At 64.6% G+C, this 22240-nt stretch carries 18 protein-coding genes and 1 pseudogene; 13 read left to right on the top strand and 6 right to left on the bottom strand.

Going from position 1 to position 22240, the window contains the following annotated elements:
• Positions 1 to 287: 287 nt before the first annotated feature.
• The gene (locus ABNF93_RS33490) at positions 288 to 1709 is read right to left on the bottom strand and encodes a serine hydrolase domain-containing protein (protein ID WP_349332283.1); all 1422 of its coding nucleotides are present in this window, start codon (positions 1707 to 1709) and stop codon (positions 288 to 290) included.
• Between the two features lie 733 nt (positions 1710 to 2442).
• On the opposite strand from ABNF93_RS33490, the gene ABNF93_RS33485 reads away from it, so the two are divergent.
• Positions 2443 to 2730 carry a hypothetical protein gene (locus ABNF93_RS33485; RefSeq protein ID WP_349332282.1) on the top strand — a complete coding sequence of 96 codons (288 nt, stop codon included), beginning with the start codon at positions 2443 to 2445 and terminating at the stop codon, positions 2728 to 2730.
• A gap of 179 nt (positions 2731 to 2909) precedes the next feature.
• Here ABNF93_RS33485 and ABNF93_RS33480 read toward each other — a convergent pair whose 3' ends face one another.
• Entirely contained in the window at positions 2910 to 3380 is a 471-nt protein-coding gene (locus tag ABNF93_RS33480) for an SET domain-containing protein-lysine N-methyltransferase (RefSeq protein WP_349332281.1), read from the bottom strand.
• 2080 nt (positions 3381 to 5460) lie between these two features.
• Between ABNF93_RS33480 and ABNF93_RS33475 the strand changes: the two genes are divergently transcribed.
• The gene (locus tag ABNF93_RS33475) at positions 5461 to 5760 is read left to right on the top strand and encodes a hypothetical protein (RefSeq protein ID WP_349332280.1); all 300 of its coding nucleotides are present in this window, start codon (positions 5461 to 5463) and stop codon (positions 5758 to 5760) included.
• 133 nt (positions 5761 to 5893) lie between these two features.
• A complete protein-coding gene (locus tag ABNF93_RS33470) occupies positions 5894 to 6115 on the top strand; it encodes a hypothetical protein (RefSeq protein WP_349332279.1) in 222 nt (73 codons plus the stop codon).
• 480 nt (positions 6116 to 6595) lie between these two features.
• On the opposite strand, the pseudogene ABNF93_RS33465 reads toward ABNF93_RS33470, so the two are convergent.
• Positions 6596 to 7551 (bottom strand): annotated as a pseudogene (locus ABNF93_RS33465) (IS3 family transposase); the annotation flags it as partial.
• Between the two features lie 519 nt (positions 7552 to 8070).
• Positions 8071 to 8499: a PPOX class F420-dependent oxidoreductase gene (locus ABNF93_RS33460; protein ID WP_349332278.1), complete on the bottom strand. Its 429-nt coding sequence runs from the start codon at positions 8497 to 8499 to the stop codon at positions 8071 to 8073.
• 275 nt (positions 8500 to 8774) lie between these two features.
• Here ABNF93_RS33460 and ABNF93_RS33455 point away from each other — a divergent pair, with 275 nt between their 5' ends.
• From ABNF93_RS33455 to ABNF93_RS33430, 6 genes are all read left to right on the top strand, one after another.
• A complete protein-coding gene (locus ABNF93_RS33455) occupies positions 8775 to 9068 on the top strand; it encodes a hypothetical protein (protein WP_349332277.1) in 294 nt (97 codons plus the stop codon).
• Positions 9069 to 9331: 263 nt separating this feature from the next.
• Positions 9332 to 11395 (top strand): ATP-binding protein, encoded by a 2064-nt coding sequence (locus ABNF93_RS33450; RefSeq protein ID WP_349332276.1) that lies wholly within the window; start codon positions 9332 to 9334, stop codon positions 11393 to 11395.
• Between the two features lie 319 nt (positions 11396 to 11714).
• Positions 11715 to 12068 (top strand): type II toxin-antitoxin system RelE/ParE family toxin, encoded by a 354-nt coding sequence (locus ABNF93_RS33445; protein ID WP_349332275.1) that lies wholly within the window; start codon positions 11715 to 11717, stop codon positions 12066 to 12068.
• The gene (locus ABNF93_RS33440) at positions 12065 to 12370 is read left to right on the top strand and encodes a helix-turn-helix domain-containing protein (protein ID WP_349332274.1); all 306 of its coding nucleotides are present in this window, start codon (positions 12065 to 12067) and stop codon (positions 12368 to 12370) included. Before ABNF93_RS33445 ends, ABNF93_RS33440 begins: the two co-directional genes overlap by 4 nt.
• A gap of 303 nt (positions 12371 to 12673) precedes the next feature.
• Positions 12674 to 13600, top strand: coding sequence for a class I SAM-dependent methyltransferase (locus ABNF93_RS33435; RefSeq protein ID WP_349332273.1), 927 nt, complete (start codon positions 12674 to 12676; stop codon positions 13598 to 13600).
• Positions 13601 to 14260: 660 nt separating this feature from the next.
• Positions 14261 to 14551, top strand: coding sequence for a hypothetical protein (locus ABNF93_RS33430; protein ID WP_349332272.1), 291 nt, complete (start codon positions 14261 to 14263; stop codon positions 14549 to 14551).
• Positions 14552 to 14665: 114 nt separating this feature from the next.
• Here the strand turns inward: ABNF93_RS33430 and ABNF93_RS33425 are convergent, their stop codons facing one another.
• Positions 14666 to 15289, bottom strand: a complete 624-nt coding sequence (locus ABNF93_RS33425; protein WP_349332271.1) for a DUF1579 family protein — start codon at positions 15287 to 15289, stop codon at positions 14666 to 14668.
• 37 nt (positions 15290 to 15326) lie between these two features.
• Between ABNF93_RS33425 and ABNF93_RS33420 the strand changes: the two genes are divergently transcribed.
• From ABNF93_RS33420 to ABNF93_RS35185, 3 genes are all read left to right on the top strand, one after another.
• Positions 15327 to 15638, top strand: a complete 312-nt coding sequence (locus tag ABNF93_RS33420) for a hypothetical protein (RefSeq protein WP_349332270.1) — start codon at positions 15327 to 15329, stop codon at positions 15636 to 15638.
• A 514-nt stretch (positions 15639 to 16152) separates the two neighbouring features.
• The gene (locus ABNF93_RS33415) at positions 16153 to 17205 is read left to right on the top strand and encodes a LysR family transcriptional regulator (RefSeq protein ID WP_349332269.1); all 1053 of its coding nucleotides are present in this window, start codon (positions 16153 to 16155) and stop codon (positions 17203 to 17205) included.
• A gap of 210 nt (positions 17206 to 17415) precedes the next feature.
• The gene (locus ABNF93_RS35185; RefSeq protein ID WP_502877674.1) at positions 17416 to 18423 is read left to right on the top strand and encodes an IS110 family transposase; all 1008 of its coding nucleotides are present in this window, start codon (positions 17416 to 17418) and stop codon (positions 18421 to 18423) included.
• A gap of 800 nt (positions 18424 to 19223) precedes the next feature.
• On the opposite strand, the gene ABNF93_RS33410 is transcribed toward ABNF93_RS35185, so the two are convergent.
• Positions 19224 to 20507 (bottom strand): IS256 family transposase, encoded by a 1284-nt coding sequence (locus ABNF93_RS33410; RefSeq protein ID WP_349332268.1) that lies wholly within the window; start codon positions 20505 to 20507, stop codon positions 19224 to 19226.
• A 269-nt stretch (positions 20508 to 20776) separates the two neighbouring features.
• On the opposite strand from ABNF93_RS33410, the gene ABNF93_RS33405 reads away from it, so the two are divergent.
• Positions 20777 to 21907, top strand: a complete 1131-nt coding sequence (locus tag ABNF93_RS33405) for an IS110 family RNA-guided transposase (RefSeq protein ID WP_349332267.1) — start codon at positions 20777 to 20779, stop codon at positions 21905 to 21907.
• Positions 21908 to 22240: the final 333 nt, after the last annotated feature.

Genomic DNA, 22240 nt, shown 5'->3' with positions numbered 1-22240 from the left:
AGGGCTTCATTTATTCCGAACGACACGCGCCGACATAGTCAAGATTTGGTTATTACAAGAAATCGTCGAGGTCGCTCCACGCGCACCAAACCGAGCCCACCACCTCACGAAATTTGAGACAGACCCCGAGAACCTACTCGTAATGCGTCGTTCCTTGCTTACGCCGTTGCTAACAGGAGGGCTGGACGACCCTGGGCGCCAGCCGACAATGCGGCTACGGCCCGACCCTTCCAGGATTGGAGCGGGAGCTGCCGACGCCACACTCCGCATGGTCGCGTACATCTGCATCATCCGGGCGCTGTAGCAACCCTGGGGGCAGCTTCGCCGGAGTGCAGGTATGCGGCTTGATGGTTTTCGTCGGCGCCGAGAAACATGACTGCTCGGGTCACCTGCCCACTCGGGTTGAGAGCGGCGAACAGATCGCCCTCGACATGCGCCAGTTCGGCGCGCTCGTCGTCGGCTGCGTTTACAAGCCAGAGCTTGCCGGCGCCGTCTGCCAGTACGGTCTCGACGCTCCGTTGGAAGAGCTGGTAGCAGCCGATATAGCGTTCCGGGTTGCGGACGGGTTCGAGTTTCGTGGGCGGGACGAGCGCGGGTGGCGGACGGAGACCCGTCAGGTCGGCGAGCACAAGGGTCCAGAGGTCGTTATGGAGCTTGCCCGCGTCGCCGCCGTTGGTCAGCAGCGCGACGGCAACGTCACAGTCAGGAACGATCCAGAGAAACGAGTGTTGGCCGACGGTTCCGCCGGTATGGCCGAGCACTTCTCGCCCTTCCCACTCGTGCACCATCCAGCCGAGCCCGTGCCAGCTGACCGACGTTCCGAGTCGGGGCTGCTCGACCTGTGGCTGCGTCATTTCCGCAGCGGCGTCCGCTGACAGCAGCCGACTGCCGTCAGCCGCCAGGCCGTTCCGCAGTTGCAGCTGCGCGATGCCGAGCATTGTCTGTGCTGACATGGCCAGGCCGCCGTTCGGCCAACACGGCTGCGCCCAGGTCGTCACCGGCTCCGCAGGCCCGTCCGGTCCCGTCGGTACATGACCCACGGCAGCACGAAACAAGATCGCCTCGTCGGCGCACGAGGCGAATTGTCCCGAGCCGAGCGGACTGACCAGATGGTGTCGCAGCGCGTCGGCGTACGGCATGTTCCGCAGCACTTCGACGACCCTGCTGAGAACGTCGAAACCGGCGGTGGAGTAGGACCACATCTCGCCAGGAGCGAAGTACTGCGGAAGGTTTGGCAGGACGCTCTCCACATACCTCTGGAGGGTCTCAGCGGCTCCGCCGTGCGTCCCGGGATAGTAGTCGCCTTCGAAGCCTGCCGTGTGGCATAGCAAGTGGCGAATGGTGATCGTCTCGGATGCGTCGTCGTCGGCCACCCGGAAATTCGGGACGTATGTACGCACGGGCACGTCCAGGTCGACGAGACCCTCGTCGACCAGCTGCATTACAAGCGTTGCGGTCCACACCTTGGCAACCGACCCGATCTGGAACACCGAGTCCGGCGTCACCTCGACACCAGTACGCCTGCTGAGGACGCCAGCAGCAGCCTCGACCAGGCCGCCCTCGGCCGTCACGGCCACCGCAGCTCCAGGCACCTGACACTCGGCAACCAGGTCAGCGAACCGCTTCTCCAGCCACCTTCGCATGCCTGTCAGCTGTCCCATGACGGGCGCGACCTGCTTCCTTGGATCAGGTAGCCCGAAACTCGTCATCCTCGATCTCCTTCCGACGCAGATAGGCACCCGAACTCGCCCACGACCGTACCGGCGGAGCCGGACACCGTTGTGTCCTGTTTTTGCGAGATCTGAATGCGATGTCGGCGGCCCTCCGCGTGCCCAAGACAGGGCCGATCACGGGTCCGAGGACGTTAACGACGGTCATGACGGCAGTCCGGACGCTCGCACGTAACCTTCGAGATGAAGTCCGCCCTCGACGACAAGACCGCCCAGTTTGACGCCTGGCGACCGTACCTCTGACCGAAGCCGTGTCGGCTCTGTGGTCACAACGTCCAGGACCGCACCTTCGGGAACGAACGGCATCGACCCGCGATGCCGTGACGAACGCCTGAACGATCACCGTCTACCTGTCCACATCTCCTACCGAGGGGTCATCCCCACTGGCCGGACCATGATCGGCTGTCAATGGGTCTGTCAATGAACTGCAGGCTCCTGGTGCCGCGGATGACACTGAAGACAGAGGTTGGCTCAGCATCGTCGCAGGTCAGCAGCATGCTGGAGGTGCTCATCGCCTTTGGGATCTGATGATGGGGGTTCGAGTCCTCCCACCCCAGCCAGCGTCTGGCCTGCACGTATGAGCCGTCCGCTGGTAGAACGGGTCTCTGGCTGTAAGGGGAGTGTTATGTGGGCACTCCGGACATGCCCCGAAGACCGGCACGAATCGTCGTCAGCGCGGCTTCGTCCGTCGGCGGCGGGGAGCTCGTACCGAGTGCTGGTCTTCGCCGGCAGGGATCCTCTGACGGGCAAGGACAGCTACCTCACGGGGTCGACGAAGGACGCCCGAGAGGCTGAGCGGATCCGGACGCGGTTCCTCGCGCAGGTCGACCAGCAGCGCCTGGCCGCGCCGAAGGCGAAGCTTGGCTTCGTTCTCGACGAGTGGCTGAAGGTTCACGATGTCGAGGAGACGACGCGGGACAACTACCGCTGGTACCTCGAGCGCGTCATCCGGCCGGCCCTTGGCGGGTCCTCGTCCCTTGCCTGTCTCTATCTGCATTGAGGAATTCAGCAGCTGCTCCAGCTCCTCGGCGGCAGCGACGCATTGGATCCGGATTGCTGTAGAGCGCAGTGAATGGAAGCTTTCTGCGCCTCAGCTGCACTCATTGAGTATGAACTACTTCTCCTGACCTGAACGGCACTTGATAGGTGCCCTTTAATCTGCGGGTTTTCCGCGGCCGATCACAATTCCCGCGCGGCGCGGATTTGGTTGTCCATTATGCGTAGGTAGGGCGCGACGAACTCGCCGTACGCGGCCTTGCGTGCGGCGGGCAAGTCCTTCCAGCCGGTGACAGAGCCGCGGCAGCGCGTGGCGCCGCACAGGCATACGGGCGGGAAGTGGTCGATCGTGAAGTTGCGCATGGCGTAATCGAACGTCACCTCCTGCCCAGCGCTGATTTGCCGGCGAGCGACGACATCGAAGGCGTGGCCGGCATTGAGGCGGACACCGCAGTTGGGGTCGCACGAATGGTTCACCTTCGATCCGAGGCCGCCGTGGCGGGCCCATTGGTGGGGACCCACCTGTGTCGCGTGCGAGTCGTTGCCCGTCAGCGATCCGACCAGGAAACCGATCATGACCGTCTCGCCGAAGTTGAACGGGCGGGTGGCCTGAACTCCGTCGCCCTTTCCGTCCGCCGTGCAGCGAAGCTTCACGCCCGCTTCCGCGGAGGCCGTGGTGCTGCTCGCCTCGGGTTCGGCGAGGACTGGCGATCCGTCCCTACGAGTCGCGGTCGCCGTTGTCGGCCTGGATGGATTTACGAGTGTCAAAGGAGCGCCCCATTCGGTTGATGTTCCCGATCGGCCTGAGCTTTCGACCGCTGGGCGTACTCGTCTAGCCGGCACGCTGCCGCGGGAGCGTGGAGCTACCCGGACGTCCGGAAGCATCCGGGTACGGCGTGGCACCTGCCGCATGCGAAGGCCGACCATGTACCCGACCGGGACCACGACGGCCAGTCCGACAATGCTGCCGGCTGACATGTCGACCGTCACCGGCGTGCGTGCGCAGGTGCTGCCGCATCGGACGCTGAGCCGATAGGACGGGAATTTGGGAGTCGGATTCCAGCCCAATAGGTTGCCCGCCAATGGAACGATCCAAGGCTGGACTCCCCACGGTTTGCGCCTTACGTACGAACCGACAGTTGAGGTGGTCCTCGAGATATGCCGCCGCCACGACCATGACGCTGACTCCACCAAGCATGATGAACATCAGCACGACTTCGCCAAGATCACTTGCCCACATTGCAGCCTCCTGTTCGCGGATCCCGCTCGCGAGTACGTCTGGCGGTGATCGTTGGACGGTCAGGACGCTTAGGGCAAGCACCTGGCCTGCGAGCCAGCCCTCCCGCGATCAACCGCGGGCCACCCCTGAATGGGTGAAGTCGAGGCGCTGGATGCTGGATGCTCGGCGGCACCGGAAACCCCCTCCGGCGACGCCGACGCACCAACCACAGTAATTGCGTATTGTGTCGCAGACATCCCCCAACTGGTCGGTATGCCCGACCCAGATAGGTCGGAGGTTACGCGGCCCCAGCGCCGAGAACGCAACTATGGCGAGCCATCGGCGACCTAGCGTTACTGGAAAGGTGAAGCGCTACGCCTGGCGTGCCAATGCTTGGCGTAGAAGTGCTGTCCGCGATCCGACGCGCGAGAAGCAATCAGAAATCTGAACAGCCTGTTGCCCTAGCTTTGGAAGTCAGCGACAACAGGCAGTCCAGATAGGTCGTGCCAAGACGGTCCCGCTGTGGTTTGGTTGCTCCGTCGTGCACCACGGGGGAAAGAGCGGGAGGCGGGTGTACGACAGTTCTGGTGGCATGGGTCGAGACCCCACTCGTGTCGCCAGGCTCCTGATGGCACAGTTCAGGTACGCCTACACACTCGTGGCACGATCTCGGCGGCAACGAGAGCTACCGTTGGACCATGGCATCCGACGACGATCGGCGCGACAACCCGAGGGGCGCCATGTCGCAGCTCCGTCGAGATGCCGCCGACCTGCGCAGCCAGGCCGTCGCACTCCGCGCTGCCGCCCGGCGCCTACGCAACCATGCAGACAAGCTGCGCGAGCGAGTCGACGGACGGCGCACCGCCGAGGCGACCGAACGCGCTTGCCAAACAGTCCGGCGTCACCAAGTCGCTCAGGATTGCAGAGACGGCCACGCGAGCGGGGGTCAAGACCCCGATGAACGTGATCGGCTGGCCGATCAGCGCGAGGACGAAGCTGACGAACGGGACCGGCTGGCCGACAAGCGCGAGAGTGCTGCCGATGATCGAGACCGACTCGCAGGCGAGCGTCAGGATGAAGCCAACGACCGCGACTCGGACTCGGACAAACGAGACCGACTCTCAGACCTGCGCGACGGTGCCGCAGACGACCGGCAAGCCACGACGCTCCGCAGACGCCGCAACTAGATGTTGCGGCCGTCGCGTCGTACGCACCTCGGCCCGCCGCAGTGGCGTGGTGAGTAGCCACGGTAGGCTCGGGCGGAACGCCGACACCAAGCCTTGAGTGTCTGCCAGCCCGGAACCCCGGCTGATTCAGCGCCGCCATTCGCGACCGGGCTCGGCTCTTGCGCATGAAACCCTCGCCGATCACCAGTCGTGTGGCCGGTATCCCCGGGCTCGGAGGGGTGTCCAGGGCTGCCAGGTGGTGGCAAGAGGGTGCTCTCCGCATAGGGGCGGAGCGACGCTCGGGACCGACGACCAAGGGTCCAGCGACGACCCGCGAGGAAGGCGGGCGATGCCCATGCAGATGATCTGTGCGCGAGACATCGTTCCTGGAATGGTGATCAGGTACGCGTCGGCATGGTTCCAGATCCTCGCCATCAGCGGCACCGCCCACCGACCGCTGGCATTCGGTGCCTCGACATTCGTCGCCGAAGCCGTGAGTGAGAACGGCACTCGCACGTCGTTACTCCTTCATGAGGACGACTACGGCTACCGGCTCCGCCACCGCACCTCGCCGAGGGTGTGGCCGCGTCGGCGGGGGCGGTGGGCTGTTGGTGCACCCGTCCATCTCTCGACCAGTCACACGGTGTAGATCAGTTGGCAAGTCCTGGCCACCTGCGTCGAGGTCGTTGCAAACGGCTTGGTGGCTCGCAGACGACCGGTGCAATCGTCCCGGGCCGACATTCCCATGTCGGCAAGACGTTCGACAAGCAAGGGATCCACCCATGACCAACTCGACGCAGCTACCCGCCCGCGACATCCTGCCGGGCATGACAATCAAGTACGGAGACGCCTGGTTCAAAGTGCAGGCGATCAGCATCGCCGCAGGCAGCCATTCCGTACTTGGCGGGTCCGTGACCTACCTGGCGGACGTGGTGGGTGCTGACGGAACGTCGTCGCGGCTACTGCTGCACGGCGACGAACACGGCTACCAAGTGCGCACGTAGGTGTGCGAACGGGCTCAGGCCTATCGATGTCTCAGCGTCTGATCAATGGACGCCTGAACCAGACCCGCGGTCCTCGACCTGCTTGCTCAACCGGCCGCCACCTGGGTTGGACAGCTCGGTGAAGTCGATGGCTCGCTAGCGCCGCTGTCCTGGCAGGCCGCACATGCTCTGGTGCCGTTCGACCGGCGGACCCGGCCCGGCAGGTCACGTGGCCGGGTGGGCAGTCGCAGGGGAAGCGTTCGGACCGGTGTTGGCCTATGACAAGGTGCGTTGTGGAGCGCGGAGGCAGGCACCGTTGGCGTGCAGGTAGGCGAGGATCTCCCGGTAGGAGCGGAGGAGTCCGGTGTCGTGGTAGGCGATGTCGTGTTCCCTGCAGAACGCCTCCACTGAATCGCCCCGGGTTTCGTGGAGGCTCGATTGGTTGGACCCGACCTCGGTGTGTACCGGTGTTTCAGGGTAGTGCTGGATCTTCTTTCTGGCCCAGTGAGTGGCCTCGAACTCGGCGGGCGGGACAAGCCCGATCTCGCCGTGCAGGCGCCGGTGGTTGAACCAGTCGACGTATTCGGCGACCGCGATCTCGACGTCACCCACCGAGCTCCAGCCGGCCCTGGGACGCATCATTGGGTTGCGGATGCACTCGGCCTTGAACAGTGAGTTGAACGCCTCGGCCATGGCGTTGTCGTAGCTGTCGCCCGTGCTGCCGACGGATGCGACGGCGAGTCGTTCGGTGTAGCGAATAGCTCGATATTGCACGCCGCGGTCGCTGTGATGGGTGAGGCCGGCGACGTCCTGGCCGGCTCGCTGCCGGGCCCACAGACCCATGTCGAGGGCGTCCAGTGCGAGGTCGGTGCGCAGGCTGGTGGACACCTGCCAGCCGACCACCATCCGGGAGAACACGTCGAGGATGAACGCGGCGTAGACCCAGCCCGAGTGCGTCCGGATGTAGGCAGGTCCGCAACCCAGAGCTGGTTGGGAGCCGCGGCGATGAACTTGCGGTCGACCAGGTCGGCAGGTCGCTCGGTCTCCGCACCTTCGCTGGTGGTGGTCTTGCGGGTCTTCTCACGGCGGATCCCGCGCAGCCCCTCCACCCTCATCAGCCGCTCCACGGTGCAGCGGGCCGCGTCGTGGCCCTCGCGGTTGAGCTCAGCCCAGACGGCTGCGGAGGTCTTCAGAATCTCATTCGCCCGCCGCAGTTCACGAACCTCACGCTCGAGCTCCACGAGCCGCGTGGCGTCGTCGGTCGTCGTGCCGGGACGGACCCCACCGTCGATCTCGGCCTGCCGGACCCAGGTCCGCAACGCCTCGGGGTGGACCCCCAGCTGGTCAGCGATCCGCTTGATCGCTCCCCGGCTCGTCGCCGGATCCTGCCGGGCGTCCATCGCCATCCGGGTCGCCCGCTCCACCAGCTCCAGGCTGTACTTCCTCGGTGCTGCCATGACTCTCATCCTTCACTGGAATGAGAGCCTCCATCAGACCCGGGGCGATTCATACCACGCGCGAGGTAACGAGCTGGCCGTCCAGGAAGAGCGGGCAGCCAGAACGCCCCACCGCCCACGGCCATCCCTCCTCAGCCGACTGCTTACGGCCGCCATCGGTGGGAAGCGGGACTGACGCCAGGTACGTGAGACCGGCACGCCAACCACCCGACTGTGGGCGACGGCGCGCCGCCAGAGTAGCAATGCCGTCCTGCTCACAGATTGCTCACGCTGGCATTGGACCCAGATGGCTGTCGTGCGCAGTGAATGGAGGTTTTCTGCGTCTCGCCTGCACTCATTGAGCCTGAATTGCTGCCGCTGACATTGGACGGCTGTGTTGCTAGGTGCCTTTTAATCCACGAGTTGAGCGCGGCCCGTGGTACTTCCACCAGAAGAGCGATACCGGCCTGGATCAACGCACAGCCCATCCGGACGAACGCTGCTGTGCCTGGACGTGCACGTTGCTGGTCTTGTTGCGGGCTACGTGGCGATCTCTTTGCGCGCGATGACCTTGCCGATATGGACCCTGACGACTACCTCGGGCGGTGCGCCGTTGCGCGCGCCGTACTCCTCGGCTCGGGCCGTTCCCATGTAGCGCCCGCCGATCACGGTCGCCCAGTGTCGCAGGGCCGCGAGGTCGTCCTCGAAGATCCTCGCCTCGCCTTCGATCATGACGTAGGAGAAGGGTGGTGCCTGGTCGTCGACGCACACTGTCAGCCGCGGGTCACGGCGGAGTGCCCTGCCCTTCACACTCGTCGGCGCCGTGGTGAAGACGAGCTCGTCCCCGTCGAGCACGAACCAAATCGGCGTGACGTGCGGGCGGCCGTCCGGCCGGACGACCCCAGCCATTCCGGTGCGTGTCCCGGCAGACACGAACGCGCGCCACTCGCTCTCGCTCATCAACTCCATAAGGCGATCCTTAGCACTCGAAACGTTGTGGCCAGACTCGTCGGGCTGCTTACTCATGGGACGGCCACCGCCAGTCTGCGTACACGGAACCCGAGCGGGGTCGTCAGTCAGGCCAAGCCGCGAGGTGTCGTCGTGTCCCACCTGGCGACCCCGCACAGGACCCGGGTGCGGACAACCTCTCCGGCCAACATCGAAGCCGTCAGGTGGCCAGCCTAAGAGACTACGGGCCCCCGATTTCCAGACCAAGCCAGGCACCGGCCAAAGCCTCCGACCCCGTGCTCCGGCGATCCCGCGACGTTGGACGTCAGGTCGGCGTTCTGAACACCGAGGAGCTGGCGCAGGACCAGCTCCCCGACGAGCTGCACCAGACGTGGCTGACTACCGTACCGGGCATGCTGGCCTTCACCCGCGGCGATGGCTTCGCCTGCGTCGTCAACTGCTCCGACCGGCCAGTGGTCTCGCCGGTGGATGGCGAACTGCTCCACGCAGGCGACCCGGAGGTTGGCGAGAAGCTGCCTCCCAACGCGGCCGCTTGGTGGTTGCTTCCGGGTGAAAGCAGCAAGTCCTGACTGACGCCGAGTCGGGCACCGACACCGCCCAGGGCGGAAGAGTCGCCTCGCGACGTTGGAGCCTCACCCGCCGTAGATCGCCGAGCCGGTAACCGGTGCAGACGAGATTGTCCGCCCGAATAGCCCGCCCATCTATCATTCGTACGGGTAGGGCCCAAATCTGCTAGTCCTCAATCGCGTTGACCCGGCAATACGCCGGTGCCTAGGCTTTTTGCATGCGTGGTGCAGCATCGCCGCGGCGAATTGGTGGCTTCGCTGCCGATGTGACCGATTTTGTGGGCCGTCGGGCCGAGCTCGCACAGATCAAGGAGCTATTGTCCACGGCGCGGCTGGTCACCTTGACCGGTGTCGCGGGGGTGGGAAAGACACGTCTGGGGCAACAGGTCGCAGCGCAGCTGGCAGATTCGTTTCCGGACGGCCGGTGGGTTGTGGAGCTGGCACCGCTGCGAGATGACGGATTGCTGGGCCACACGCTCACGATGGCGTTGGACGTGCCCGTACGGTCACCACAAGGACCGCTGGCCGATCTCATCGACTTCCTGCACGACAAGAAGCTGTTGCTCGTCGTTGACAACTGCGAGCACCTCGTGGGCGCGTGTGCTGGAGTCATCCCAAGGCTGCTGCGGGCGGCCCCTGAGCTTCGAGTGCTGGCCACCAGTCGGCAACCGCTCGGGATCATGGGCGAGTACGTCTGGCCGGTCGCGCCACTGCCGACACCGTCTGCTGAGAACCCGCTGCCGGGCGGTGCCGACTATCCCGCGCTGACGTTGTTTGCCCAGCGTGCCGCAGCTGCGTTGCCGGGCTTCAGGATCACCGAAGAAAATCAGGACATCGTTGCCGAAATCTGCCGCTGCTTAGACGGCATACCGCTGGCGATCGAGTTGGCAGCCGTCCGGCTTCCGGCCAAGTCTCTCGAACAACTGCTGGTCGAGCTCCATACCCGCCACCGGTGGCTGGCTGTGGAAATCGGGACTGTAGAGGCTCGCCATCACAGCTTGCGTGCCGCTATCGACGGGAGCTTCGACCTGTGCTCCAGTGCAGAACAGGTGATGTGGGAACGACTGTCGGTGTTCCCCACGAGCTTCACTCTCGAGACCGTGGAACAGGTCTGTGCGGGAGACGGACTCAACACTGAGTCGGTATTGGACCTGGTGGCTGGACTGGTGGACAAATCCGTCCTGATCCGCGAGGACCGGCTCGGCCGCGCGCAGTTCCGGTTGTTGGAGACCCTTCGCCAGTACGGGCAGGACAGGCTCCGGGAGGCCGGACAAGAGATGACGCTGCGGCGCCGGCACCGGGACTGGTACCTCCGACTGGCGGAGGATTGCGCAGCTGAATGGTTCGGGCCAGACCAGGTGCGGCTGTCTTCGCGCCTGCAGGCTGAGCATGCCAACATAAGGGCTGCGCTCGACTTCTCCCTGACCACCCCGGAAGAAACCCGGACTGGCCTCTCGATGACCGCAACCCTGTGGTTCTACTGGCTCGCCTGCGGTTTGCTTACCGAAGGTAGGTACTGGCTGAATCGGGCGCTGCGAGTGAGTCCGGAGCCGAGCAGGGAACGTGCCAGAGCGCTGTGGGCAAACAGCTGGATCGCCGTGGTGCAGGGTGACACGGCCGCAGGCGCCGCCATGGCTGCGGAGTGCCGAGAATGCGCCAGGCAGCTGGACGACCGGCGCGCGCTGGCACACGGTACTCAGGTTCTCGGACTCAGCGCGCTGTTTTCCAACGACCTGTCGCGAGCCAGGAAGGTGTTTGCAGAAGCAGGCCAGCTGTTCGCGGGTGAGCTGTCCAGGCACGCGCACGAGAGTGACCTGATGTGTGGCATGTTGCTCGCCCGAGCCGGGTCGACCGTGGCGCTGACATTCCAGGGTGATCCTGCCCAGGCGGCGCTGATCTGCAATGAGTGTCTTGAGGTCTGTGACAGACATGGCGAGCAGTGGGTCCGCTCCCACGTGCTCACGGCTCTCGCCCTCGCAGAGTGGGAATCGGGAAGGTGGCGCGAGGTAGCGGCGCACGCTCGGGACGCGCTGCGAAGCAGGCGTACCTTCTATGACCTGCTTGGCATGGCTGCCAGCGTGGAGATGCTGGCCTGGATCGCTACCGCCAGCCGCGAGTTCGAGCGCGCCACGGTGCTGCTCGGCGCGGCCGTCCACTTGTGGCAGTCGTTCGGGCAGCCTCTTTTCGGGTCGAGGATCTGGTCCAACCCGCACGACGAGTGCGAGACACGTTGTCGCGGGCGCCTCGGGGACCGCACATTCGAGGCTGCCTACCATCGCGGTACCGAACTCACCACAGCCCAGGCAGTGGCGTACGCCATCGCAGAGTGAACGCGTCGCTGGCCACGCTCAGGCCTCGTCGATATGAACCAAAGCTGTCACATCACCGGGCTACTTCGTCATGAGTCCGACCGACGATCAGAACAACACGGGGGGCTCCGAAGCACCTCCCTCAGCCGGGTCCGCAGCGACCGTCTAGACCTGACTCTCGTCGGCGTCACAACCGGAGCAGTTCGGCGAGGATCCGCGACGTCCGCGTCTGCAACCGCGATGACGCCGGCTTCCGGGCCAGCAGGCTCCGCCATCGCCGGCGGCCTGTATACCCGATCTTGACTGTACGGCGATCCCCGAACCCCATAGCATCGTTGCTATGGCTTGGGGTACTGTGGAGCTGGAACCGGAGGTCCGGGAGTGGTTGGAGCAGCTGCCGGGTGGGCAGTTTGGTCGTGCGGCGTTCTATGTGGATCTGCTGGCCGCGCAGGGGGCGCAGCTGAAGGAGCCGTACACCAGGCAGCTGGACGGGAAGCTTCGGGAACTGCGGTTCTACCTGGACCGGAATGCGGTACGGATCACGTACTGGATCGCTCCGGGCCGACGGATCATTTTGCTGACAGTATTTCGCAAGACCCGGATGCGGGAGAACCGGGAGATCGACCGAGCCCGGCGAGCATTGGCGCGGTGTGTGGCCGAGGCGCACATGGCCGAGGATGAGGAGGAGCGGTGAGCGGGCGAACCGAGTGGTCGGAGATCCGCGGCCGGCGGATGGCTGAGCCGGGCGCGGAAGCCGCCTACGAGGCTGCTCGGTTGGCGTTCGAGCTCGGTGCCGCAGTCCGACAGCTACGGGAGCAGCGCGGCTGGAGCCAGAGCGAGCTCGCGCGGGCAGCGTCCATGACCCAATCCGCCATCGCCCGGTTCGAAGTCGGCGGTACGGTGCCGACCCTGCCGGTACTGGAGCGGATCGCGCACGCGTTGGGGGTCGAGCTGGCGGTGGGCTTCAAGCCCAAGCCGTCCGCCGCGTTACAGTAATACCCCCGGCCGGTACTCACGTCTGTCAATGGCTCTGTCAATGAAACACCGTCGTCGAGTGCCCCACATGACACGCTAGACAGGCAGACGGCCAGGTCAGCAAGCGTGAGACAACCGGGCAGGCAATTGCCGGCCCTCTTTTCAATCCGCGGGCCCTGGGTTTGATCCCAGGAGGCGCACACCACCGAGCCGGCGCGAGCCCGCGACCTGGTTCCGTCCGATGGCACGTCAGTCAAGAGCCTCGTCGCGTGGCGGCAGCGGTTGTCGAGTCCTGACGGAGCGGCGGTTCCCGTTTGCCGGTGCGTGCTCGGCGTCCTCGGCGTTGTAGACCGGAGTAGTGTGGCGTTCCTCGCGCGGCCAACGTCGTCCTGCGATCGCTTCGATCGAGAGGACGACATCGTGGTTGGAGACAGTGATGAGGGCTTGGTCGCGTCGGCGCTGGACGATCGCCGCCGCTGGGCGTTGGATCGTTCGAGGTTGTTCGATCGGGAAGCAGAGCGCTACGACCGGTGTCGACCGACGTATCCTGACGCACTGATCGATGACCTGCTCGGTTCGAATCCGGAAGACCTCCAAATTCTCGACGTTGGCTGTGGCACGGGGATCGCTTCGAGGCTGATGGCCGGGCGGGGCGCCACGGTCCTAGGCGTGGAAATGGCTCCGAGGATGGCGGAGATCGCCCGCGGCCACGGGATCGACGTAGAAGTCGGTCCCTTCGAGGATTGGGAGCCTGCGGGTCGCACTTTCGACCGGGTTATCTCGGCGCAGGCGTGGCATTGGCTCGACCGGGCCGTTGCGACCGCCAAGGCCGCTTCGGTGCTGCGGCCCGGCGGGCGCCTCTGCCTGATCTGGAATGCCGGATCTCACCCCGACGACCTGGCTGATGCTCTCGCCGAGGTGTACGCCAGCGTGCTGCCGAGCCGCGTTCACACCGTCTTCAGGGGATACGCAGCGAACCGGTCAACGGACCGACGGTCCGGGCTGACCTCCGCCGCGATCGCCGCGGTACCCGACTTCGATGTCCCGACGGAGAAGTGGTTTCCATGGACCCAGACCTTCCAGAGGGACCACTGGCTGGAGCAGCTTCTCTCACGCAGCGACCACACCGCGCTCGACCCAGCCGTCCAAGAGCGGCTGTTCGAAGGCATCGGAGCGGCTATTGATGACTTCGGTGGCTCGTTCACGATGAACTTCGAAACCTTCCTCGTCACCGCGACCCGGCTGGAGTAACCGCGTAAGTTTCGGTCGCGGCTCCACATCGGATCGGTCACGGGCAACGGCCGCTGGCAGCGCTCAAGTGGCGCCTTGATCCATAACAGAGGCGGTCTCGGCAGCGTGCCGGCGGGCGAGATCTCCTAACCGGCCACGATCGACGATGGCGCCGATAGTTCGCATCGAGCGGGCCGGTCGGGCCATTAACGGGCCATTAGTCGAGGACAACCAGAGGTCCGCCAGGCCGCTCCAGGCCATCGCTCCACGCCTGAGATCGGGCTCCGAGCGCCGTAGACGTACGGTTCCCAAGCTGACCGTCCTCCACCCGGGGCGCGGCGGCGATGATCCGGCGGAGGGTGTCCACGCAATGGACTGATGCTGTCCATGGTTTTGTCCATGAACTGGAGTCATCGAGGGCCGTTCATGACAGGGAATGCAGCGGTTCGGTCAGTATCTCCGCAGGTCAGCACGAGGTTGAACTTGGCCGTCACCTTTTGGATCTGATGATGGGGGTTCGAGTCCTCCCACCCCAGCACCCTGACCAGCGGATACGTGCGCTGGACACCATTGCGTCGGGTCTGTGCCCCATGGCGTTGCCCATGAGCACAATGCCCCGCATGGCCGGGAAGCAGGGCGATACGGCGCCCACGCGGCTCGGTTCGGCGGCGAGGCGACTCGTTGGGGGTGTGCGCCGGCCTCGACCCGTTGACCGGCAAGGACAGCTACCTCACCGAGTCGACGAAGGACCAAGGCGAGGCGGAGAAGATCCGCACCCGGCTCCTTGCGCAGGTCGACAAGCAGCGCCAGGCGGCCACCAAGGCGACGCTCGGTTACGTCCTCGACTCCTGGATCCAGGTCCACGACATCGAGGAGACCACCCCGACAACCACCGCTGGTACGTCGAGCGAGTCATCAGACCGGGCTTGGGCGACATACCGATCCGGACGCTCAGCGCACGCGCCCTTGTGAAGTTCTACGCGCAGCTGCGGCGCTGCCGCGAGCGATGCTGGGAGTGGATGCCCAGCAACCGCCCGCCGCTGGTGTCGCTGGGTTGTGGTGTTCAGGCATGGAACTGGCCAAGGGTCAGCGCGCGTGGGTGTAGATGTACTCGAAGGCGACGAACTCCTCGGTCGGCTCGGCGGACAGTCGCTTCAGGTACAGCTTGACGACCTGGCGGTGCGCGCCTGGCTGGAGTCGGAGTCGCGCTGTGAACGGCACATCGGAGTCGTTACCCCACGTCGGGGCGACAAACGGCTCGCGAAGCGTGAACCAGAGAGAGCCGGCGTGTTCGGTGGCAGTGGGGTACGTCATCATCTGCGGAAGCCGCGAGTCGATCGAGAAGTACTCATAGGTCTGGGTGACGACGTTCCAGCTGACCGTGGCGCTCCTCGTGAACGAGTCGCCCTCCACACCTTTCGCCAACTCCATCTTCTCCTCGACGTAGGAGCTGTGGACGAACCGGCGATGTGCCGTCGCGGCCGGCAATGTTACCGGATCGCTGTCTGGGCCCGTCCACATGCGTTGCTGCACGTTCCAGGTCCCATCCAGCTGGCTCAGCAGGTCCCTGGGTTCGTCCTGTATCCCGACGCGTGCGCCGGGACCACCCTTGTGATGTGGCAGATCGGCCGCGACGTTGCCGGTACCGAGCAGGACGGAGCACAGAGACAGCACTACGGCGATGGTTCGGGCTATCTGGGTTCGGTTCACGGTTTGCTCCCAAAGGAATCGTGGAGGACGGACATCGTTGACCTGCCCGCTTTCGGGCGACTATCGCGAGAACGCCGTTCATGAGGAAGACGTAGATAGCAAAAGCACTGCTCTCGAAGCTGAAGCTGCGTATCGCCAGGATTCCCAGGCCGAACCCGACAGTGCTGATGGTGTAGGCGATCCAGCTTTCGGTTTCGGGGTGCCTGAACGCTTTGATGAATGTCGGCACGCCCGCGAGAACGTCCGCTGCCAACGCGAAGACGATCGCGAGGTTCGGCTCGTTCGTCACCGCCCACGCGATGATGCCGACGATCGCCGCAGCCATCAGGCCGTAATCCGTCGGCCGTGACTTCCAGTAGGCCTTCTTGTTGAGGAAGGAGGCGATGACGACGAGAAGCGGAGTGAAGCCGGCGGCGAATGTCAGCCAAGACGCTTCGTCGACACCCTGGGCGCGTTGGGCGACGAAGATGACCGTCGGGAACAGCCACCAGAGCAGCCAGGTGACTCGGTTGGGCTGTGACTTTGCCGACGGTGGTTTCGTAGAGATAGTAGAGACCGCCGAAGGATGAGATGGCCGCGCCGACGATTGCGAAATACTCGGGGAGCATGCCCGCGGGGCTCACCTTGCCCTCCGAGGGCCGCACCTCGATCGTGGCGTTGCAGGCATTCGACCCCTTGGCGGCGAGCTTGAGTGCCACGTCGAGGTCTGGGGCCTCGATGATTCAGAAGTCGACGAACGCCGCCACGTACCGAGCCGGCAGCTCCCCCGACATCCTGGCGTGCGGGCTCGCAGATCGTGCATGATCGGCGTACTGTTTGCCAGCCTGTCCGCTGCGGGCCCCCAGTCAGATGGAGCCATACCGATGGAGCTTTCCGAGCTGAGGATCTTCCTGACCCTGTGTGAGGAGCTCCATTTCGGCCGCACCGCTGAACGGCTGCGGATACCTCAATCGAACGTGAGCCGGGTGATCACTCGGCTGGAGCGACAGTTGGGCAACCAGTTGTTCCGTCGTACCAGCCGCCGTGTCGAGCTGACAGCGTCCGGTGCCTTGTTCCGCAGCAGGGTGGAGCCTGCGTACTGCGAGATCCAGGGTGCGGTGGAGGAGATGAAGGGCTGTCGTCCCGTGCTCCGGGTTGGCTTCACGGCAACGACTGGCGGGCGGGCATTGACCCGGCTGCTCGAAGCCTACTCCCGCCGTTATCCGGAGACCGTGGTCGAACATGTTGAACTTCCCCTGACCGATCGACAGTACGACCCGCTCCGCGAGGATCGGATCGACGTGTTGTGCTATTGGCGGTCCGGAGCGGCGCCCACAGACCTGGTTGAAGATGTCACCATCGCGCGGCCGGCTCGTGTGATCGCCATGTCGGCCGACCACCCACTCGCCGGCGAGGAGATGATCTCGGCAACCCAGATCGATTCCTGGATCCGAAATGACGGCTCGGCACCACCGGCGGTGCTTGACCTGCTTCTGCCGCCGCGGCTTCCAGACGGCACGCCAGTGCGAGTCACTCATCTCGGGCTGACCACGCTGCCGCCCTTGCTGATGAGGATTGTCCGCGGTGACCTGTGCCATGCCACAGTCGACACACTGACCGAGTCATGCCGTCGCGACGACATCGCTTTCGTGCCAGCGACCGACCTGCCGCCGCTCGAGTTGTGCCTGGTCCGTAGGCACGGAGTTCGCAATCTCCATCTGACCAGGCTGATCGATCTCGTCTCCGACGCGACGACGGCTTCGCCGGCGCAGTCGTCATCGGCAGTCCACCTGCCGGCCGCGGCCGAGCAAGATGCCTCTTCGCGCAACCCGCCTGAGATCGGGCCTTCAGCCGGTGACCCGTTCGTCGGTCGGCATCACCTGAGACCCGTCCAGGGACACATGGACGTGGAAGTCGAAAAGGGCCCGGAGGTATGACAGGAGCATGCTCTTTGCGCACTCGTTCCCGGGCCTCGGCGTCGGTCTCCGGTTCGATCCGAACTGACCGTGGCCAGAGCCAGGGCGAACAGACCGATACCAAGCGCCCGGCACGCCCACGATCCGTGTTCTTGACAATGACCTCGCTGACCATGGCACCAGCCTGGTTGTACGACCCGGCCGGAACAACCGCCGATTGCGCAACCAGCCATGCAGGCAGTGCATCAATCGTCGCGCCAATTGTCAGCCTGCAACTTGGCACCTCGGCATCGCCGCAGGTCAGCAGTCCTGGTTACTCCAGTGGGGCTGCAAGGCCAAGCCCGCCATCGGTGGCAACTCAGACAGGCAAACGGTCAGGTCAGCAGGGGGTTCGCGGACCTCTTGGCGTTATTGGCCGCGCACGGCGACACGGCCGAAAATCCGATCCCGGTAGCGATCGAAACCTCGCGCGGTCTACTTGTCGCCTGTCTGCGCGCGACCGGTCGTCCGGTGTATGCGATCAACCCGCTAGCAGTGTCGGGGTATCGCGACCGGTACTCGGCGACGCGGAAGAAGTCCGATGCCGGCGACGCTCTGGTGCTGGCTAACATCCTGCGCACCGACGCTGCCGTCCACGGCAGGTACCACCGACAGCGAGCTGGCGCAAGCGGTCCGTGTACTGGCAAGAGCCCAGCAAGACGCGGTGTGGGACCCCACCGCCGTCGTGTTACGGCTACGCAGTCTGCTCCGGGAGTACCATCCGGCCATGCTGAAGGTTGCCGCCAGCCTGGAGGACGGTCTGGCCGCACCGGTAGCGCGGATGCTGCTCGAGACCGCTCCGGACCCGGAAAAGGCAGCCAGGCCCACTGTGGCGAGGCTGACAAGGTTGTTGGTCAAGGCGGGCCGCAGTCGCCGGTTGTCCGCCTCCGCGGAACGGCTTCACCTGATCTTCGGCGCCGAGTACATGCGCCAGCCTGCTCAGGTCGAGCGTGCCTTCGCTCGCCAGGTACTGGCTCTGCTGGCGATGCTGAACGCCGCCATCGCCAACTGCGAGGAGCTGGCCGAAGCCACCATCGAAGCCTTCCACCAGCATCCCGGCGCCAAGCTCCCGCCGGTGCGACCGAGGCGACCGCCACGCAGCCGCCCAACGCAACCTGTTCAACCGAATGTGCGGCATGGTTCACCACTGCCTCGCCACCGGCTAGCTCTACGACGAGCACCGAGCCCTTCGCCGCCTAGTCCGAATCTGCGAAGTGCAGGGGCGTTGTCTCCGCACATGACCACGCGGTCGACTGGCTGTGGCGTGCGCCTGGCCAACTCCTGATCATGTTGCCTGCCCCTGTCTATGTCAGTGTGTCGCTTCGGACGCGCAGTTCAAGACTTTGACCGTGGTCTTGCATCGAGCCAGAACCCAGACCCATCACCATCAACCACGTGGACCCGCAGACCAGTCTGTACCGCTACCCCCTCGGGCAGCTGGAGGGTCGTGTGAGCAGGCGAGATGTCGGCGCTACATACGCCGCCACCTGACCCAACGTCAGGGCGTACCGCTATGCGCAGCACGCGGCGCGACTCCACGCTCATCTCCACCGGCCGTGGTTTGCAAGATCCACTACCTAGGAGGGTTACAGACAGTTTGCGTCCTGGCAGAAGACACGCCCGCGCCTCCATTGCCGGCAGTTTTCCGTCCTCCAGGGCAGGCGATGGGCAAGGCGAATCACGTGTGACCTCGCCCAGCGGTTCTTGCGACGTGCCACATCCCCCAGCTGTGAGCATCAGCATGATCCCCAAAGCCATGCTCGCGCCCGTCCGGGCGGCAGTCGAAAACGATCCCATGCCCTGAAGACACACTGCGGCGATAGGCGGTTGTCTCGGTCCGCCTTCCTGACCGCGGACAGCCATCATTGGCGTCGGATTGCCGCACAGCTGCGCCACAACGACCACCAGCGACAGCTGCTAGGCCACGTCTTCTGGACTCTGCGAAAGTGCGGTCTCGTGCGAAGGGTCCGTAACACGAACGGTGTTTCCGGCGGTTGGTGTTAGTAGGTCTCGGTCACCGGCCAGCGGTCACCGAAGGTGATGGCGAATGCGTTGATCACTGGCTTCCAACGCACCATCCATCGCGCAGCTCCGGCCCCTGTGGGGTCGAGGCTGCGGGTCACAAGGTACAGGCACTTCATCGCCGCTTGCTCGGTTGGGAAGTGCCCACGTGCCCGTACCGCTCGGCGGTAACGCGCGTTGAGGGATTCGATGGCGTTTGTCGAGCAGATCATCCGCCTTATCTCGATGTCGTAGTCCAGGAATGGAACGAATTCGGTCCAGGCGTTACGCCATAACCGGACCATCGCCGGGTATTTCGCTGACCATTTATCGGCGAGCTCCTCGAGTGCGTTTTCCGCGGCTCCGACGTTGGGTGCGGCGTAGATAGCTTTGAGATCGCGCTTCAGGCCATCAGAGTGCTTCCTCGAGGTGAGGCGGAATGAATTCCTGATGAGGTGAATAATGCAGGTTTGGACGATGGTCTGGGGCCACACCTGCCCCACCACCTCTGGTAGGCCTTTCAGCCCATCGCAGACGAGAAAGAACACGTCTTTGACGCCACGGTTCTTTAGATCCACCAGCACACTCATCCAGAACTTCGCACCCTCGCCGCCCGAGCCGGCCCACAAGCCCAGCACGTCCTTGCAGCCGTCTGTGGTGACCCCTATAGCGGCGTAGAAGGGCCGGTTGGCCACCTGCCCGTCACGCACCTTCACCACTACCGCGTCGATGAACACCGCGGCGTAGACCGGCTCCAGCGGACGGCTGGCCCAGTCGTTCATCTCCTCGATGACTTTGTCGGTGATCCGAGAAACCGTCTCCTTGGAAACCGATGCGCCATAAATCTCGGTGAAGTGCGCCGAGATCTCCCCAGTAGTCAAGCCCTTCGCGTACAGCGACAGCACGATTTCATCGACACCAGTCAGGCGCCGCTGCCGCTTTTTCACGATCTTCGGCTCGAATGTGGACTCCCGATCTCGTGGAACCTCGATTTCCACCTCACCAGCCGCCTCGGAGGTGACCGTCTTCTTCCTCGTGCCGTTACGAATGTTGGCAGACTCCCGGTCAGGCTCGACACGATTCTTCTCGTGCCCGAGGTGCTCGGTCATCTCCTCACCCAGTGCTGTCTCCAGCACATTCTTGGTGAACAACTTCAACAGCCCGTCCGGGCCAGTCAGCGCCAGGCCACGCTCCCGAGCCTGCGCCACCATCGCCGCAGCGGCGGCCTGCTCTGCAGACCGCCGCTGCCCACCGTCATCCGTCTTCTGCTGTCGAGACCCCATGGCCCCAGATGTCATCACTGTCCGTGCCCATCCCGCCGGACCCAGCCCGGCGTGTCGAGCCGGAAACACCAACTTGTTCAATACCGGCAGGGAGCATGGTCTGCAGCCATGATCTTCCTAGGCGGTGGCCAGGTTTGGCTCGGGAAACACCTGTCGCCTCATGTTGGGTTGACTCGCGAACGGCTTGCGGCCCGGCCATCGCCGCCGGGTGTGGGAGTGGCTGAAGAGAGGCCTGCGTAGCCGATAGTTGGTGTGCCCTCCTCGCTCACATGGTCATCTCTAGAGGAGGTTTTCCTTTGGCACGCACGGCTTTGCGATCTGCCCCTGTGGTGATCGCGATCGATCCGCACAAGGCATCGTGGACCGCAGCTGCGGTGAACTCGAACTTGCAGCCGCTGGCGACGCTACGGGTCCCAGTCAGCCGGGACGGATACCGACAGTTGCGCCGTTTTGCCCGTCGCTGGCCAGCCGTGACATGGGCAATCGAGGGAGCCACCGGATTGGGAGCGCCGCTTTCCAACCGGCTGGGCGCTGACGGTATCGACCCCGTTGACGTACCGGCGAAACTGGCTGCCCGGGTGCGCATGCTCTCGTCCGGCCATGGACGCAAGAACGACGACGCTGACGCGATCTCAGTCGGCATCGCAGCCCTGACCGCAGCAGGGTTGCAGTCGACCAGCATCGATAACGCCATCACCGCACTGCGTGCCGTCGTCGAGCACCGCGACGATCTGGTCAAGCAACGCACCCAGACCATCAACCGGCTACATGTGCTGCTCACCAAGCTCGTCCCGGCCGGCGCACCCACCCAGCTGAGCGCCGATGCCGCGGCCGGCCTGCTGCGCGGGGTGCGGCCACGCGATGTCGCGGGAAGAACGTTCCGGCAGTTGGCGGTCGACCTGGTAGCCGAGGTTCGTCGTCTCGAACGCCGCATCTGCACTGCCGACGCCGACATCGCTACCGCACTCGACCACACCGGCAGCACCCTGACCGAGCTGTTCGGCATCGGAACCGGCCTGGCCGGCAAGATCCTCGCCCGCGTCGGCAACGTGCACAGGTTCCGATCCGCCGCAGCGTTCGCCGCCTACAACGGCACCGCACCCATCGAGGTCTCCTCCGGTGACGTGAAACGACACCGGCTGTCCCGGGCCGGGGACCGTCAGCTCAACCATGCGCTGCACATGATGGCGTTGACCCAGATCCGCCACGACACCGAAGGCCGCACCTACTACCAGCGCAAGCGAGCCGACGGTAAGAGCCACAAAGAAGCCATGCGATGCCTGAAACGGCGCCTATCCGACGCCGTCTACCGCCAGCTTCTCCACGACGCAGAACACAAGCTAGCGGCAGGTCCAGGAGGACACTCGGGGACGGCTCAAACGTCCAGCGTGGCTGACTGAAACCCCGAACATCAGCTCTTCGGACAAGTCACTTCCCAGACCCACCAGGAACACCGTACAACGCCGAAAATCAAGATCAACTTGACACAGAGAGGCGCCGTTCAGTGCACAGTCCCCGTGCGAACCCAGCACGACGGGTCTTACCGGTAGAGGAGTGACCCAGATCTTGACACTTGCTCCCTGTGGGAGGTCTCCGGCAGGGGGAGTGTTAGCCGTCACTCCTTATGAGGACGCGGGGGTAGGTCGGCGTCATCGGGGGTGAGTGTGTGCGTGGGCAGGGCTGTTGGCCTTGCCCTTCTTCGTGTGCGACGACAACGTGATGACGTCCGGTTT

The sequence above is a fragment of the Actinopolymorpha sp. B9G3 genome (assembly GCF_040120725.1).
Lineage (GTDB): Bacteria > Actinomycetota > Actinomycetes > Propionibacteriales > Actinopolymorphaceae > Thermasporomyces.
The sequence above is the reverse complement of the archived record's forward strand: the minus strand, read 5'-3'. Positions and strand labels throughout refer to the sequence as shown.